Origin of the sequence: Streptomyces sp. E11-3, from assembly GCF_046540415.1 — a bacterium.
Classification (GTDB): Bacteria; Actinomycetota; Actinomycetes; order Streptomycetales; family Streptomycetaceae; genus Streptomyces.
This window is the reverse complement of sequence record NZ_JAZGRL010000003.1, coordinates 113227-129634: the sequence shown is the minus strand read 5'-3', so window position 1 is coordinate 129634 and position 16408 is coordinate 113227. Positions and strand designations below refer to the sequence as shown.

At 70.5% G+C, this 16408-nt stretch carries 14 protein-coding genes and 1 tRNA gene; 4 read left to right on the top strand and 11 right to left on the bottom strand.

What is annotated here, in order from left to right; all coding sequences use genetic code 11:
• Positions 1–29: 29 nt before the first annotated feature.
• The 4 genes from U9R90_RS30155 to U9R90_RS30140 all read right to left on the bottom strand — a co-directional run bounded on the left by U9R90_RS30155 (position 30) and on the right by U9R90_RS30140 (position 3708).
• Positions 30–464, bottom strand: coding sequence for a hypothetical protein (locus U9R90_RS30155; RefSeq protein ID WP_411059981.1), 435 nt, complete (start codon positions 462–464; stop codon positions 30–32).
• Between the two features lie 61 nt (positions 465–525).
• On the bottom strand, positions 526–1470 hold the full coding sequence (locus U9R90_RS30150; RefSeq protein ID WP_411059979.1) for a 1-phosphofructokinase family hexose kinase: 945 nt from the start codon (positions 1468–1470) through the stop codon (positions 526–528).
• Between the two features lie 145 nt (positions 1471–1615).
• Complete coding sequence (nagA, locus tag U9R90_RS30145; RefSeq protein ID WP_411059977.1) at positions 1616–2764, bottom strand: N-acetylglucosamine-6-phosphate deacetylase; 1149 nt, start codon at positions 2762–2764, stop codon at positions 1616–1618.
• Positions 2764–3708 (bottom strand): ROK family protein, encoded by a 945-nt coding sequence (locus tag U9R90_RS30140; RefSeq protein WP_411059976.1) that lies wholly within the window; start codon positions 3706–3708, stop codon positions 2764–2766. Before U9R90_RS30140 ends, nagA begins: the two co-directional genes overlap by 1 nt.
• A gap of 177 nt (positions 3709–3885) precedes the next feature.
• Between U9R90_RS30140 and U9R90_RS30135 the strand changes: the two genes are divergently transcribed.
• Complete coding sequence (locus U9R90_RS30135) at positions 3886–4461, top strand: TerD family protein (RefSeq protein ID WP_411059974.1); 576 nt, start codon at positions 3886–3888, stop codon at positions 4459–4461.
• Between the two features lie 289 nt (positions 4462–4750).
• On the opposite strand, the gene U9R90_RS30130 is transcribed toward U9R90_RS30135, so the two are convergent.
• The gene (locus tag U9R90_RS30130; RefSeq protein WP_411059972.1) at positions 4751–5437 is read right to left on the bottom strand and encodes a pentapeptide repeat-containing protein; all 687 of its coding nucleotides are present in this window, start codon (positions 5435–5437) and stop codon (positions 4751–4753) included.
• 138 nt (positions 5438–5575) lie between these two features.
• On the opposite strand from U9R90_RS30130, the gene U9R90_RS30125 reads away from it, so the two are divergent.
• Both U9R90_RS30125 and U9R90_RS30120 read left to right on the top strand, forming a co-directional pair.
• Positions 5576–6754, top strand: coding sequence for an FAD-dependent oxidoreductase (locus U9R90_RS30125; RefSeq protein ID WP_411059970.1), 1179 nt, complete (start codon positions 5576–5578; stop codon positions 6752–6754).
• A gap of 118 nt (positions 6755–6872) precedes the next feature.
• The gene (locus U9R90_RS30120) at positions 6873–8114 is read left to right on the top strand and encodes a GNAT family N-acetyltransferase (protein ID WP_411059968.1); all 1242 of its coding nucleotides are present in this window, start codon (positions 6873–6875) and stop codon (positions 8112–8114) included.
• Positions 8115–8153: 39 nt separating this feature from the next.
• On the opposite strand, the gene U9R90_RS30115 is transcribed toward U9R90_RS30120, so the two are convergent.
• The 6 genes from U9R90_RS30115 to U9R90_RS30090 form a co-directional block, all read right to left on the bottom strand.
• Positions 8154–8675, bottom strand: a complete 522-nt coding sequence (locus U9R90_RS30115; protein WP_411059966.1) for a GNAT family N-acetyltransferase — start codon at positions 8673–8675, stop codon at positions 8154–8156.
• A gap of 27 nt (positions 8676–8702) precedes the next feature.
• Positions 8703–11285 carry an ABC transporter permease gene (locus tag U9R90_RS30110; RefSeq protein ID WP_411059964.1) on the bottom strand — a complete coding sequence of 861 codons (2583 nt, stop codon included), beginning with the start codon at positions 11283–11285 and terminating at the stop codon, positions 8703–8705.
• Positions 11286–11328: 43 nt separating this feature from the next.
• Positions 11329–12099, bottom strand: coding sequence for an ABC transporter ATP-binding protein (locus U9R90_RS30105; protein ID WP_411059962.1), 771 nt, complete (start codon positions 12097–12099; stop codon positions 11329–11331).
• Between the two features lie 221 nt (positions 12100–12320).
• The gene (locus U9R90_RS30100; protein ID WP_411059960.1) at positions 12321–13031 is read right to left on the bottom strand and encodes a response regulator; all 711 of its coding nucleotides are present in this window, start codon (positions 13029–13031) and stop codon (positions 12321–12323) included.
• Positions 13024–14781 carry a sensor histidine kinase gene (locus U9R90_RS30095; protein WP_411059959.1) on the bottom strand — a complete coding sequence of 586 codons (1758 nt, stop codon included), beginning with the start codon at positions 14779–14781 and terminating at the stop codon, positions 13024–13026. The genes U9R90_RS30100 and U9R90_RS30095 overlap by 8 nt, the downstream gene beginning before the upstream one ends.
• Before the next feature lie 87 nt (positions 14782–14868).
• A tRNA-Thr gene (locus U9R90_RS30090) sits at positions 14869–14945 on the bottom strand.
• Between the two features lie 304 nt (positions 14946–15249).
• Between U9R90_RS30090 and U9R90_RS30085 the strand changes: the two genes are divergently transcribed.
• Positions 15250–16386 (top strand): ABC transporter ATP-binding protein, encoded by a 1137-nt coding sequence (locus U9R90_RS30085; protein ID WP_411059957.1) that lies wholly within the window; start codon positions 15250–15252, stop codon positions 16384–16386.
• The last annotated feature ends 22 nt before the right edge of the window (positions 16387–16408 follow it).

Genomic DNA, 16408 nt, shown 5'->3' with positions numbered 1-16408 from the left:
GAAACCATGACGCCCCTCAGTCCTTCAGGTCAGCCGATGGCCCAATCTGTGCACGAGTTCAGGTAGGTGTTTCCTTCATACCTAGCTACCTGTATGCCCCAGTCGAAGATACCCGAGCTGTTGATGGCGTAGGAGTTGTAATTGACGCCGCCGTTATTGGCACCGTTCGTATCCTTGTGCCACGCCCAGTTCTTCCTCACGCCGTTGACATCTTTGGTGATGAGTCGGGCTCTGGCGTGGTGCCCATCGGCCTTCGTGTCCGCGAAGGTCATGCTGAAGTCGATCCGGGTATCAGCGCCATACCAATCCGCATAGACGTACCCCCAGGCACCGGTGGTCGAGCATTCTGCTCGCGTGGGGTAGGCCTGGGCGGAACTCGACGTCGCCACTGTCAGAATGAGGGCTCCCAGGGCAGTGCCTGCGAGCTGGACAGTCCTGCGGAATCGAGGCTTCGAAAGAGACATGCACATGATCATATCTGGTCATGTCAACTTCCAGAAAGGTCATTTCGCGTCAGAGGGCTGGTCATGCGGTGGTGACACCCCCAGTCACCATGATCTGTGCCAACACCCCCTCGTACGCCCCGCTGTCGAACTCCCCCGCCACCGGCGCCCGCACCGTCGCCGCCGACAGCGCGACCGCTCGCGCCAACCGCCGTGGCCACGGCTCACCCGCGACCAGACCGGCCAGCAGCCCCGCGACCACGGAGTCCCCCGCTCCCGTCGGATTGCCGGACACGGGCGCGGGCGGTGCGGCCCGCCAGCCGCCCTCAGGGGTGACCGCGAGCAGCCCCTCGGGACCGAGTGAGGCGACCACGGCGTGGGCGCCCCGCCCCCGCGCGTCGCGGGTGGCGCGCAGGGGCTCCTGGGAGCCGGTCAGTTCGGCCAGCTCCGCGGCGTTCGGCTTGACGATGTCGGGCCGCGCGGCGATCCCCCGCCGCAGCGGCTCCCCACTGGTGTCGAGCAGGACGGGCACGCGCGCGGTGCGGGCGGCGCGTATGAGGTGGGCGTACGCCCCCACCGGCACCCCCGGCGGCAGGCTGCCGCACAGCGCCACGGCCCGCGCGGAGCCGAGCAGTTCCGCGTACCGGGTGCGGAAGGTGGCCCATTCGTCGGAGGTGACGAAGGGCCCCGGCTCGTTGAGCTGGGTGGTGTCACCGGACGCGGCGTCGACCACGGCGATGGTGCGCCGCGTCGCACCTGACACGGGCACCAGCGCGTCGGTGAGCAACCCGGGCCCCGTCGCGGCGTCCCGCGCCAGCAGATGCCGTACGGTCGCCCCGGTGTCGCCGCCCGCGAACCCGGTGACCGTGACCTCGTGCCCGAGCGCGGCCAACACCCGCGCCACGTTCAGGCCCTTGCCGCCAGGGCGTTCGGTGACCTCACGGACGCGGTGCGAGGCGTGCGGAGTCAGTCGGGGGACCCGGTAGGTGACATCGAGGGCAGTGTTGAGCGTGACCGTGAGGATCACGGGTGCCACCCCCGGAAGAACGTGAAGTACATGAAGTGCGTGAGGAACGCGCGTGCGGGCCTGATCATGCCAAACAGAAGGCGGTTGGCCCAGACTCCGGAGCCAACCGCCTACACACCATCCCCCCCGACAACGTACGGGCAAATCACCCCACTTGGGGCTCCACCACCCATTCACCCTTGCGCATCACGCCCTTGAGGTCGAACGCCGCGTCCAGGACCACCAGGTCGGCGTCCTTGCCCGCCTCCAGCGAGCCGACCGTGTCGTACATCCCGAGCAGCTTCGCCGGGTTGGCCGAGATCGCGCGAACGACGTCCTCAACAGGCAACTCATCCACCGTCACGGCGCGCTTGAAGGCGCGGTCCAGGGTGAGTGTGGAGCCCGCGATGGAGCCGCCGTCGACGAGCCGCGCCACACTGTCCTTCACCTCGACCTCCAGCGGGCCGAGCATGTACCGGCCGTCTCCGAACCCGGCCGCGTCCATCGCGTCGGTGATGAAGGCGACGCGCTCGGAGCCCGCGCGGTGGAAGGCGAGTTCCAGGGCGGCCGGGTGCAGATGGGTGCCGTCGTTGATCAGCTCGACGGTGACCCGCTCGTCCTCCAGGAGGGCCGCGATCGGCCCCGGGGCACGGTGCCCGAGGCCCGGCATGGCGTTGTACAGATGCGTGGCAACGGTGGCACCCGCGTCAATCGCCTCGACGGTCTGCTCGTACGTGGCGTCAGTGTGCCCAACGGCGGCGATCACGCCATGCTCGACCAGCAGCCGCACGGAGTCGACACCGCCAGGCAGCTCAGTAGCCAGCGTCACCATTTTGGCGGTGCCGCGCGCGGCGTCGATCAGCTTCCTGACCTCGGCCGGATCAGGGTCACGCAGCAGTTCCTCACTATGCGCACCCTTCCGGCAGGGCGCGATGAACGGCCCCTCGAAATGAATCCCGGCGATGTCACCCTGCTCGGCCAGCTCGGACAGAAACCCGGCCCGCTGTGCGAGGAAGTCCATGTCACCGGTGACGGTGGAGGCGACCAGCGTGGTGGTGCCGTGCTCACGGTGGGTCCGCACACCCGTGAGGACCTCGCCCACCGTGCCGGAGGTGAAGGAGGCACCGCCGCCGCCGTGGTTGTGGATGTCCACGAAGCCGGGGACGACCCAGTGGCCCGAGAGGTCGAGGGCGGGGGTGCCGTCCGGCGCGTGGCCCGCGATCCGGCCGCTCTCGTCGACGATCACCCGGCCGCCGGTGACGGTTCCGGTGGGCAGCACCACCCGGGCGCCGGTGAGTACCTTGCGTGCGGCCATCAGGCACGAACCTCCGTGGAAGGAATGGATGTCAGCAGGTCCCAAGCGAGCAGGCCCGCGCCCAGGCAGCCCGCCGTGTCCCCGAGGGCGGCAGGAACGATGTCGGGCAGCTTCTGGAACGTCACGCGCTCTTCCACGGCCGCCCGCAGCGGTGTGAACAAGGTTTCCCCCGCTTCGGCGAGACCGCCACCGATGATCAGGGTGCGCGGGTCCAGCAGGGTGAGCGCGGTGACCAGCCCGTCGGCCAACGCGTCCACTGCCTCCTGCCACACCGCGACCGCCTTCGCCTCACCCGCGGCGACGGCGCGCGCGCAGTCGGCGGCGTCCGCGTCCGGGTCACCGCTCGCCTCAGCCCACGCGCGCGTGACAGCAGACGCCGAGGCCAGCCGCTCCAGACAGCCGCGCTGACCGCACCCACAGAGCGCACCACCAGGGCGTACGACGATGTGCCCGATCTCGCCCGCGCACCCATGCGCCCCCGGCTCGATCACACCGTCTATCCCGATGGCTCCGGCGATCCCGGTACCGAGCGGAACGAACAGGAACCGGTCGGCACCCCGGCCCGCGCCGATCCGCCCCTCGGCGAGCCCGCCGGTGCGCACATCGTGGCCGAGCGCGACCGGCACGCCGCCGAGCCGGTGACTGAGCAGCTCCCGTAGCGGCAGGTCGCGCCAGCCCAGGTTCGCCGCGTACACGGCGACCCCACGCTCGGCGTCGACGATGCCGGGAACGGCCGCACCCACAGCCACCGCGGGCTCCCCGAAGTGCTTCTCCCCATAGGCACGCAGCTCGTCGGCGAACTCGAGTATCGACGCGACCACGGCATCCGCGCCGCGCTCGCGCCCGGTCGCCCGGCGTGCCTCGTGCAGCGCGCTGCCGTCCGCCCCTATCAGGGCGGCTTTCATCCCGGTGCCGCCCACATCGAGGGCGATGACGTGTCTCACCCGGACAGTTTGGCCCGAGCATCGCGAAAGGTCTAGTCCACTTCACGCTTCGGGAAGATCACCCAGAAGATCGCCACGCTTGAGGAACCTCTGGGTCCCCTGTCCGCGTTAATGCGGATGACGGTAGCTTCGTGTCCGGTGCGAAGCCCGCATCACGTCTAGGGGAAAGGGACTTCCATGGCTGTAAGCCTGTCCAAGGGCGGCAATGTCTCGCTTACCAAGGAGGCACCTGGCCTGACCGCCGTCACGGTGGGCCTCGGCTGGGACGTCCGCACGACCACCGGCACCGACTTCGACCTCGACGCCTCGGCGATCGCGGTCAACGCCGAGGGCAAGGTCGTCTCGGACGGCCACTTCGTCTTCTTCAACAACAAGTCCACTCCGGACCAGACCATCGTCCACACCGGTGACAACGTCACGGGCGAGGGCCAGGGCGACGACGAGCAGATCAAGGTCAACCTCGCGGGCCTGCCGCCCGAGGTCGACAAGATCGTCTTCCCGGTCTCCATCTACGACGCGGAGACCCGCAGCCAGAACTTCGGCCAGGTGCGGAACGCGTTCATCCGCGTCATCAACCAGGCCGGCGAGGCGGAGATCGCCCGCTACGACCTCAGCGAGGACGCCGCGACGGAGACCGCGATGGTCTTCGGCGAGCTGTACCGCAACGGCGCGGAGTGGAAGTTCCGCGCGGTCGGCCAGGGCTACGCCTCGGGCCTGTCCGGTATCGCCCAGGACTTCGGCGTCGGCGTCTGACCCGACCCGGCTCAACCACGCGCAGGGCCCCGGCCACCAGCCGGGGCCCTGCGCCGTTTGCGGTGCCCCGTNCATGGCCCCGTCCCCGAACCCGGCGGTGCCACGCTCCCGCAGCGCCGCGACCCCGGCGCGCACGCGCCCCCACATCCGCTCGCGCACAGCCCGTCCCCCTGCTTTCCGCTCCAGGGGTGGGATTTCGGCCCCCACCCCGCCCCTTCCCGAAAGGCCTCAGACACCGGCCGGGCTCAAAGATTGTCCTCAACCGCCGGACGGGCTCCATTCGAGCCCCCTACGCCGGCTCCACCCGCACCCCGATCTCCGCCGCGAACACCCCCGCCAGCTCAACCAGCTGCGCCGGACTGATCACCGCCCCCGCGAGCCGATCCGCACCCCGCGCGATCTCCACCACCGAGGCCCGCCGCAGGTCGACGTCCCGCATCCGAACGCCACTGAAGTCCGCCCCCTTCACCGCACAGTCCACGAACTCGACCCGCTCAAGCGACGCCCCGCCGAAGTCGGGCTCAACCAGCACGCACCCCTCGAAGACGACGTCCTTGAGCTGCGCCGCCCGCAGGTTCAGGTAGTCGATCTTGCCGCCCCGGATCACCACCCGCTCCAGCACCGCACCATGCATCTGCACCCCGCCAAGCCGCGCGTCCACCAGCTCCACGTCACGCAGCGACGCACCGGCCAGTGATGTGCCCACGCCCCGTGTACCGGTGAGGAGGGAGTCGATGACGCGGGCGTTCGTCAGTGAGGTCTCGTCCAGCGCGCATCCGTCGAGCGCACAGTCCAGGAACCGGGCGCCCCGGCCCTCCTGCCCCGCCAGGTCCAGGTCCCGGAAGGACAGGCCGTCGTAGTCACCGTCCGGCTCCAGCGCGCCGCCGTCGAAGGGCGTCAGCGGCGGCAGCCGGACCTCCGGCCGCCGTGCCTGCCGCACCTTCGCCGCTCGCGCCGCTCCCTGTTTCGCTGCCATGTCCCCATGCTGGACCACCCCACTGACAACGCGCCCTGACACCGCGACCCGCGATGTCACATCCCCGACCCCCCAGCACGTCTCCTTAGTGACACCCGCAGTGACACCCACCCACAGCGCCCCAAGGAGACCGAAGCCATGTCCCACCGCATCACCGTCATCGGCGGCGGCTTCGCCGGACTCACCTCGGCCATCACCATCGCCGAGTCCGGAGCCCAGGTCACCCTCTTCGAGTCCCACCACACCCTCGGCGGCCGCGCCCGCACCGCCGAGGCAGGCCCGTACCGTACGAACGAGGGACCGCACGCCCTCTACAACGGCGGCCCGCACTGGACCTGGCTGAAGCAGCGCGGCCTGCTCCCACCGCTCGCCCCGCTGCCCCCGCTCGAGGCCGCCCGGCTGCGCCTGCGCCACCGGGGCGCCCTGCGCCGCATCCCACCGCTGGCGATGCTCAGGCTGCTGCGCCGCAAGCCGGAACAGGCCCCCGTGGACCGGGACTTCCTCTCCTGGGCCACGGACGAGGTCGGCGACGAAGGGGCCAGGGCCGCCGCCCACTACGCCGCCGTGGCCCTCTTCCACCACGACCCCGGCGCACTCTCCGCCGCCTTCGTGCACGCGCGGCTGCGCCGGGCCACCGCACTGCCGCCCGAGGCGCACTACCCGCGCGGCGGCTGGAGCTCGTTGATCGACAAGATGGCCGGGCGCGCCTGGGACCTGGGCGTACGGATCGAGACAACGGTCCGTGTCGACAGCGGCACCCTCGCCGCCCGCGCCAAGGACGGACCAGTGATCGTCGCGACCTCACTCGACGCCGCCCGCGGCCTACTCGGCGACGCGTCGCTGCGCGGGGAGAGCGGCCGTACGACCCTGATCGATCTGGCCGTACGCCGCCACAGGGGTGACGCCTTCGTGGTCTCCGACCTCGACGCCCCCGGCTGGATCGAGCGCTTCTCGGCCGCGGACCCCAGCCTCGCGCCGCAGGGTGAGCAACTCATCCAGGGTCAGGTACCGGTCGGGCCAGGCGAGTCCAAGGAGGACGGCGTCCTGCGCGCCGAGCAACTGCTCGACCTCGGCATGCCCGGCTGGCGCGAGCGCACCACCTGGCGCCGTGAGGCACTGGCGACCGGTCGCACGGGGGCCGTGGACCGGCCCGGCACCACCTGGCGTGACCGTCCCGCGATCGACCGCGGCGACGGTGTCTATCTCGCGGGCGACCAGGTCGCGGCGCCCGGGGTGCTCTCGGAGGTGTCCTTCACCAGCGCGGTGGAGGCGGCGACGCTGGCGCTCGGTGCCGTGCGGCGGCAGATCACCGCTTGACCTCAAGCGGACTTGGGGGCGGTGGCACGCGCCACGCACGCCAGACACCTGACCGAAATCAGTACGTCCGTACAAAAACCGGAGGCCCGTACGACTTCCTGAGACTATCGTCCGGAATATGGACCACAGTTCCGCACCGGACAACGCCCCCGCCATCGAGTTCCGCGAGGTCCCCGAGACCCAGATCGACCGCGCACTCTCCCTCTCCTACCTCGTCTTCCATGCCTCACCCGCCGAGGACAAGCGCAAGCACTACCACGAGGTGCTCCGCGACTGCCTGCGCATCGGCGCGTACGACGGTGACGAGCTGGTCGGTTTCGCCGCGGCCAACCCCTTCACGATGTCCGTGCCCGGCGGCGAACTCCCCTCCCCGGGGCTGTCCTTCGTCTCCGTCGCCCCCACCCACCGGCGCCGCGGCGTCCTCTCCGGGATGATCGCGGAGCTGTACCGCACCTGCGCCGCCGAGGGGTGGCCGACCGCGTCGCTCTGGGCCTCCGAGGACGCCATCTACGGCCGGTTCGGCTTCGGGCCCGGCACCCGGGGCCGCACGGTCGAGATCGACTCCCGGACCCCGCTGCGGCTGCGCATCGAGCCGGACGAGCGCCCGCTGCGCCTGGTCGACCCGGCCGACGCGCCCGAGTTGCTCGCGCCGTTCTACGACCGCACCCGCACGGCACGCGCCGGACGCCTCGCCCGCACCGAGCAGTGGTGGCGAGACGAGTGGATGGCGGAGAAGGACGACGAGGACGAGGCGCTGTCCCCGCCCCGGATCGTGGCGCTCGGCGAGCCGCTCGCCGGGTACGCGATCTACCGCACCAAGTCGGGCGACGACGCCCCCGGCCTGGTCCGGCTGGACGAGCTGGAGGCCGAAACCCCCGCCGTGGCCGCCGCGTTGTGGCGCTATCTCACCACGGTCGACCTGACCGACAAGGTGCGTGCCTGGTGGCGCCCGGCGGACGATCCGCTGCTGCTGTTCGCCGCCGACCGCGACCAGGTGCGGGTGACCACCGAACTCCCCGCCCTGTGGGTGCGCCTGATCGACGTACGTACGGCACTGCGCAGCCGGTCCTGGGCCGCCCCGGTCGACGTCGTGCTGGACGTACACGACGGCCATCTGCCGGACAACTCGGGCCCGCACCGCCTCACCGCGGGCCCCGACGGCTGCAAGTACGAGAGCACGCAGGCCGCCGCGGACCTGTCGATCGACGTACGGGATCTCGCCACGTGCTACTTGGGCGACACCCGCGTGAGCACTCTGGTCCAGGCGGGCCTGGCCACCGAGCACACGCCGGGGACGGCGGCGGCACTCGACGCGGCCCTGCGCACGGCCCAACTCCCGCACACGGTAGATGAGTTCTAGGTGGAGAAGAGGAGGGAAGGGGAAGAGAGGAGCTGAGACCTACGACCCCAGCTTTGTCAGCGCCTCGTCCGTCAGCCGGTACACGGTCCACTCGTCCTGCGGCAGCGCGCCCAGCGACCGGTAGAAGTTGATCGACGGCTCGTTCCAGTCCAGGACGGACCACTCAAGCCGCTCGTAGCCGTGCTCCACACACTCCCGGGCGAGTTCGGTGAGCAGCGCCTTGCCGTGGCCACCGCCGCGCGCCTCGGGGCGTACGTACAGGTCCTCAAGGTAGATACCGTGCACGCCGCGCCAGGTCGAGAAGTTGAGGAACCACAGCGCGAAGCCCACCGGCTCGCCGTCGGCGTTCTCGGCGATGTGCGCGTACGCGGCCGGGCGCTCCCCGAACAGCGCCTCGTGGAGCTGCTCCGGGGTGGCCCTGGCCTCGTCCAGCGCCTTCTCGTACTCGGCGAGTTCGCGGACCATGGCGTGGATGACGGGGATGTCTGCGGGCGTGGCGAAACGGATCATGCCCGCAGAATAATCCTGCCGGGCGGGCCGAGTTCGGCCCGCCCGGCGCACACCGCGTCGCTCCTACGCACCGCGTCCCTACTGCGCGCTGATCGCCCCCAGGACGTTCAGCCGCGCGGCCCTGCGCGCGGGCCAGATCGCCGCCAGTACGCCGACCACCAGGGCGATCAGCAGGAACAGCCCGAGCCTGCCCCACGGCAGCACCGTCTCGTACTCCGCGAACCCGGGACCCGTCAGGCTGCCGCCCGCCCAGGCGAGGAAGATGCCCACGCCGATGCCGAGCACCGCGCCGAAGAGCGAGATGACCACCGACTCCAGGCGGACCATCTGCTTCACGCCGCTGCGGTCGAGGCCGATGGCGCGCAGCATCCCGATCTCCCGGGTGCGCTCGAAGACGGACATGGCCAGGGTGTTCACCACGCCGAGCACCGCGATCACCACGGCCATCCCGAGCAGTCCGTACATCATGTAGAGGATCGTGCTGATGAATCCGGCGCTCTCCTCCTTGAGCTGGTCGTGGTCCTGGACGGTGAGCAGCGGGCTGTCGCCGAGCGCGTCGCGCAGCTGCTTGTCGAGCCCGGCCGACGCGCCGTCCTCGGCCTTCACCAGCACGTTGTCCAGCGCGTCGTCGCGGAAGCGGTGCGGCGCGATGTCCTTGGCGGTGCCGAGTACGTCACCCGCGTAGTCGTTGCCCTCGTAGACGCCCGCGACCTGGAACGTGCGCTTCTTCTCCGCGCCGTCCTTGGCTTCGTAGAACTCCAGCTTCACCGTGTCGCCGGTCCCCCAGCCGAACTTCTCGGCGATCTGCCGGGAGACCCCGATCCGCCCGTCGCCGAGGTCGGCCAGCGCTCCGCTGCGGAACTTCAGGTCGACGACCTTGCCGAACTCGTCCAGGTCGGTACCGGTCAGCGTGGCGTACCCGGCGCCGGTGTCGAAGCCCACCGAGCTCATCGGCGCGGCGGCGGCCACGCCCGGCACCTTCGCCAGCTTCTGGGCGGAGTCGTCGGGCAGCCGGTAGTTGGTCTGGGCGACCTTGTAGTCGGCGCGCAGCCCCTCGGTCGCCATCTTGTCGATGCCCGCCTGGGCCGAGTTGCCCGCCACGGTCAGGCCGGTGATCAGGGTGAGCCCGATCATCAGCGCGGAAGCGGTCGCGGCGGTACGGCGCGGATTGCGCAGCGCGTTCTCCTTGGCCAGCTTGCCGCTGGCGCCGAACAGACGCGTGGTGACCCGGCCCGCGAGGGAGACCAGCGGGCGGGAAAGCAGCGGGGCGAGCACGATCATGCCGGTCAGCGTGAGTGCGGAACCGAGCATCGCGGGGTAGAGGCCGACGTCGCTGGCGTCGCTGCCGTCGAGTGTGGACACGTACAGCATGACCGTCACACCGAGCGCGGTGAGCAGGGCGCCGATGACGTTGCGTACGACCATCGAGCGTGTCGTGGGGGCCGCGTCGACGGTGCTCATCGCCTCGACCGGGGCGATCTTCGCGGCCTTGCGGGACGGCAGCCACGCGGCCAGTACGGTCACCAGCACACCGACCGCCAGCGAGGCGAGCACCGCGTCCGCGCCGACGACCAGCGGACCGTCCGGCAGCCCCGCGCCCCCGGCGTTGAGCAGCGGCCGCATGCCCGCCGCGATGCCGAGCCCGAGCGCGAACCCGGCGGCGGACGCGGCGAGTCCGAGCAGCCCGGCCTCGACCAGTACGGAGCGGACCACCTGGCGGCGGGACGCGCCGACCGCGCGCATCAGGGCGATCTCGCGGCTGCGCTGGGCGATCAGCATGGTGAAGGTGTTGGCGATGATGAACACGCCGACGAAGAGGGCGATTCCGGCGAACACCAGCAGCGTCTTGGTCATGGCGCTGCTGTCCTGGGCGATCTGCTTGGCCTGGTCGTCGGCCAGCTGCTTGCCGCTGACGGCCGTGGCGCCCTTCTTGGGCAGTACGTGCTGGACGTCGCCGGTGAGGGCCAGTTGGTCGGTGCCGGGCTTGGCGGCGACGACGATCTCGCCGAAGTAGCCGGGGGCCAGGAAGAGTTGCTGGGCGGTGGCCGTGTCGAACAGCGCCAGGGTGCCGCCCGCGGTGACCGCCGGGTCGTCGGTGGAGACGATGCCGACCAGCTTCTTGGTGAGCGTCGGCCCTTCGGTGGCCAAGCGCACGGTGTCGCCGACCTGGTACCCGGCCTTGTCGGCGGTCTTGGCGTCGAGCGCGATCTCCCCCTTGGCGGCCGGACCGCGACCGTCCTTGAGGGGGTAGCGGCTGTCCTTGCCGTCCTTGCCCGGCACGTAGTTGGCGGCGATGTTCTGCCAGCTGCCCGCGTCGTTGACGGGTCCGCCGCTCTTCTTGGCGATGGTGGCGGTGCCGTTCACCATGGGCCGTACGGAGGCGACGCCGGGCAACTTGACTATCCGGTCGGCCAGTTCACGGTCCAGGGCGGTCTTGCCCTCGTCGGACTCGTCCCCGTCGGGACCGGGGACGTACTCCTGCTGGACGGAGACCGCGACGTCTTTCAGATTCTTCGCCGACTGGTTCTTGAAGGCCTCGCCGACGGTGGAGCCGAAGACGAGGGTCCCGGCGACGAAGGCGACACCGAGCAGGACCGCGAGCGCGGTCATCACCAGTCGGGCTTTGTGCGCGAGGACGTTGCGCAGGGCGGTACGGAGCATGGTTGGTCAGTCCTGGGTGCTTTGGTGGCGGAGTTCGCGGAGGTCAGCTCGTACGGGCGGCGGTGTCGAAGCGGCGCATCCGGTCGAGTACGCCGTCGGCGGTCGGCTCGTGCAGCTCGTCGACGATGCGGCCGTCGGCGAGGAACACGACGCGGTCCGCGTACGAGGCGGCCACCGGGTCGTGGGTGACCATGACGACGGTCTGGCCCAGCTCCCGTACGGACTCCCGCAGGAACCCCAGGACTTCGACACCGGAGCGGGAGTCGAGGTTGCCGGTCGGCTCGTCCGCGAAGATGATGTCGGGCTTGGCGGCCAGCGCCCGCGCCACCGCGACCCGCTGCTGCTGACCACCGGAGAGTTCGCTGGGCCGGTGCGTCAGCCGTCCGGACAGGCCGACGGTCTGGATGACCTGCTCCAGCCACGGCTTGTCGGGCTTGCGGCCCGCGATGTCCATCGGGAGCGTGATGTTCTCGTACGCGGTCAGCGTGGGCAGCAGGTTGAAGGCCTGGAAGACGAAGCCGACCTTGTCCCGACGCAGGTGGGTGAGCCGCTTGTCGCCGAGCGCGGACAGCTCGGTCTCGCCGATACGGGCCGACCCGGAGGAGACCGAGTCCAGGCCCGCCATGCAGTGCATCAGCGTCGACTTGCCGGAGCCCGAAGGGCCCATGATCGCGGTGAACCGCCCCCGCCCGAACTCCACGGACACCGAGTCCAGCGCGACGACCCGGGTCTCGCCCGTGCCGTAGATCTTGCTCAGGTCCACGGCGCGGGCGGCGGCGAGGGTGGGGACGACGGCAGAGGCGGCCTGGGACATGAAGACTCCTGAGGGGGGCGGTCAACTCCCCTTAATCCTCAGCGCGCCGCACCCTCCACTCCGTACCCCGCAGGGCGTGCATCTCCTACCTGCCAAAGGTCGGGCCGGGCGGGGCACGTAGTCCCTCAGGACTACACCGGGTCTGCCTTCAGGCAGAGGCTTCAGGCAGAGGCTTCATCCACCATCGCCGGCGGATTCCGGTCCGGCCGCAGCGGAGGGCGTCAGCCCACCAACCCCACCCGATGCGCCAGCACGGCCGCCTGCACCCGACTCCCACTCCCCGTCTTCTCCAAAATCGCCCCGACGTGCGTCTTGACCGTCCCCACGCCAATGCCGAGCCGCCGCCCGATGTCCACGTTGGACAGCCCCTCGCCAAGCAACGCCAGCACCTCCCGCTCACGCCCCGTCAACTGTGCGAGCCGCTGCCCGCCCGACGCGTCGGCGCGAGCACCGGTATCCGCGGGCGCGGCCCCGCGCAGCATCCGCTGGATCACCGCCCCGGTCACCCCGGGCGACAACACCGCGTCCCCCGCCGCAGCCGCCCGCACCGCGCTGATGAGCTCCTGCGGGCCCTCGTCCTTGAGCAGAAACCCCGTCGCCCCGGCCCGCAGCGCCCGCGTCACGTTCTCCTCGTCGCCGAAGGTCGTCAGCATGACGACCTGCGGCGCGGGATCAAGCGCGAGCAGCGGCTCGATCGCCGCGAGCCCGTCGAGCACCGGCATCCGGATATCGACGAGCGCCACATCGGGACGGTGCTCCGCGGCGAGCGCCACCGCCTCGGCGCCGTTGGCCGCCTCGCCGACCACCTCGATCCCGTCGGCATGCCGCAGGATCAGCCGCACGCCGTGCCGGATCATCTCCTCGTCGTCGGCGAGAAGAACCCGGACCGCCCCACCGGACCGGTCGGCCCCATCGCGTACCTGGTCAGCCATCCGTACCGCTCCCGCCGCCCTCGACCGGCACCATCGGCACCGTGAACCGATCAACTGCCGTCAGCCCGTGACGATCGAAACAGTAGCGAACGATCTCGAACCGCTCGTCCCTGATGTCACCGCTCGCGTACTCGCTGCCCGAGTACGGGTACAGACAGCTGGTCGTCCCCTCCGGCCGGTCCGGCTCACGCCCCGCCGCAGCGGCCCGTACCGCGTCGTCGTCCCCGAAGACGATGTCCCGTACCTCCGACTCCGACATCCCGATCCTGATCTCCTCGGGTTCCACGTAGTCGGGCCCCGGCTGCGCCGCTTCCACCAGCGCCATCCCCAGCACCATCAGCACGCCGATCCCGGCGAGTCCCAGCAGCCCGGTGGTGAGCCCCGCCAGCCGCTGGACACCCCCGGCCTCCCGCAACGCGACGCGCTCCGGGGCGCCGGCGGCGCGCTGCTCCGAGACGGCCAGGGAGGAAGCGCCCCCCTCGACGGCATCGCCGGGCTCACGGGCATCACGGGGATCACGGGGATCACGGGGATCAGCCTCGACGGTATCGCCGGGATCAGCCGGAATCACCGCCGCCACCTCGAACCCACCCCCAGGCGTCCCACTCGCCACCAGGCTCCCGCCGAGCAGCGCGACCCGCTCCCGCAGACCGGTCAGACCCCGCCCCGAGCCGAGTCCGGTGACCGCGTCCGGCGGGGTGTGCGGCACCCCGTTGCGCACCCGGATCGCCACCTGCTCTTCCGTGTGCGCGACCGCCACCGTCACATGGGAACCGGCCGCGTAGCGGTGCACATTGGTCAGCGACTCGCGCACCACCCGGTGCACCGCCCGCCGTACCCGCGCCGCGCGCCCGTCCACATCGGGGCCCTCCCAGCTGAGCTCCACCGAAATGCCCCCGCCGCGCGACTCCTCCACCAGCGCCGCGATATCCGCCCGGGTACCCGTCGCATCGGTGAGGGCATCGGTCCCGGTATCGCGCCCCAACGGCCCCAGCACACCCAGTACTTCACGCAGCTCGCGCATCGCGTCGCGGGTGGCCTGGCGCACCAGGACCGCCTCGTCACGCAACTCGGGGGCCTGCTTCTCCAGCCCCATCTCCAGCCCGCCCGCGTGCAGCGAGATCAGACTCAGCCGGTGCCCCAGCAGATCGTGCATCTCGGCGGCGATCCGCGACCGCTCATGCATCCGCGACTCGCTCTCCGCGAGACGGTGGGCCTCCTCGGCAGCGGCGGTACGCTCCCGCAGCGCCCGCAGCAGCCGGTCCTGCTGCCCCGCCGCGGTGCCCACCAGACCCGGCAGGATCACCGTGGTCGCCGCGAGCACCGCACCGAGCGCCAGCGCGTACGTCCTGCCGCCGCCCCATATCCCCGACCCGAGCTCGACGCTGGCCAGCAGCGTCAGCGCCGACGCGCCCGCCAGCACCACGACACGCCGCCGGGGCTCCGCGATCTGCCGCGTCGTCGTGTACGCCACCACCGCCGTCAGCAGCCCGACGGCCTGCAGCACCCCCATGACCGCCGCAAGCCCCAACAGGCTCAGCACCGGGAACCGCCGCCGCACCACGAGCAGCGCCAGCGCGCCGGCCCCGAACAGCAGCGTTGGCCCGGCATCAAACGAACTGCCGAGCTCAGCCATCAGGCCGTACGTCAAGATCATCAGCAGTCCGCCGCCGAACGCCTCGGCAAGCGCCCGCCACAACCGCCACCCACGCTCCCCGGGAGCGGCGAACGGGCTCTGATCGACGGACAACGGGACTCTTGATCGCATACCGACCAGTATCGGCGTTGCGCAAAGCAAATGCCCCAGACCAGTCAAGGTCCGAGGCATTTTGCCTGATGGAGCCCCCTGTCGGAATCGAACCGACGACCTACGGTTTACAAGACCGTTGCTCTGGCCAACTGAGCTAAGGGGGCATCGCGCACGATCGACGACCGCGCGCGAAGGGCCTGCTCACTCTACACAGCACCCCATTCCCAGGGCTACGAGGTTGCCCACCGGCGCCGGGTACGGATCGCGGCGTGAAGGCGACGGGAGGTGACGGGAGGTAATGAGAGGTGACATGCCCCTGCCGCGAATAGTTTCGTTGTCGTTCAGGTACTGACAGACGCGAAAGCACCAGGTAGCGTCACGGAAGGTTCACCCAGGTGGACTAGACCCATTTTCTTCCTTTACTCGGATCGTCCGGCACGTTCCTGCCGGTGAAGGGGGCCCATACCCATGGCCACTGTCTCGTTCAACAAGGCGACCCGCATCTACCCGGGTGGCGACAAGCCCGCCGTCGACCAGCTCGAGCTCGACGTCGCGGACGGCGAATTCCTCGTCCTCGTCGGCCCGTCCGGCTGCGGAAAGTCCACCTCCCTGCGCATGCTCGCGGGCCTGGAGGACGTCAACGGCGGCTCGATCCACATCGGTGACCGCGACGTCACGCACCTGCCGCCGAAGGACCGGGACATCGCCATGGTGTTCCAGAACTACGCGCTCTACCCCCACATGTCGGTCGCCGACAACATGGGCTTCGCGCTCAAGATCGCGGGCGTGCCGAAGGCGGAGATCCGGCAGAAGGTCGAGGACGCCGCGAAGATCCTGGACCTCACCGAGTACCTGGGCCGCAAGCCCAAGGCGCTCTCCGGCGGTCAGCGCCAGCGTGTCGCGATGGGCCGCGCGATCGTCCGTGAGCCGCAGGTCTTCCTCATGGACGAGCCGCTCTCGAACCTCGACGCCAAGCTCCGCGTCTCCACCCGTACGCAGATCGCGTCGCTGCAGCGCCGCCTCGGCATCACCACGGTGTACGTCACCCACGACCAGGTCGAGGCCATGACCATGGGCGACCGCGTCGCGGTACTCAAGGACGGTCTGCTCCAGCAGGTCGACTCGCCGCGCAACATGTACGACCGCCCGGCCAACCTCTTCGTCGCCGGGTTCATCGGCTCCCCCGCCATGAACCTGGTCGAGGTGCCGATCACCGACGGCGGCGTGAAGTTCGGCAACTCCGTCGTCCCGGTCAACCGCGAGGCGCTGGCCACGGCCGCCGACAAGGGCGACCGGACCGTCACGGTCGGCGTCCGCCCGGAGCACTTCGACATCGTCGAGCAGAACGGCGGCGTCGCGAAGTCGCTGACCAAGGACTCCGAGGACGCCCCGGCGGGCCTCGCCGTCACGGTCAACGTCGTCGAGGAGCTCGGCGCCGACGGCTTTGTGTACGGCACCGCCGAGGTCGGCGGCGAGCAGAAGGACCTCGTCGTCCGCGTCAACGGCCGCCAGGTCCCCGACAAGGGCTCCCAGCTGCACGTGGTGCCGCGTCCGGGCGAGACCCACGTGTTCGCGACCTCGTCCGGTGAGCGCCTCACCGACTGAGGCTCCTCCCGTTACGACGACA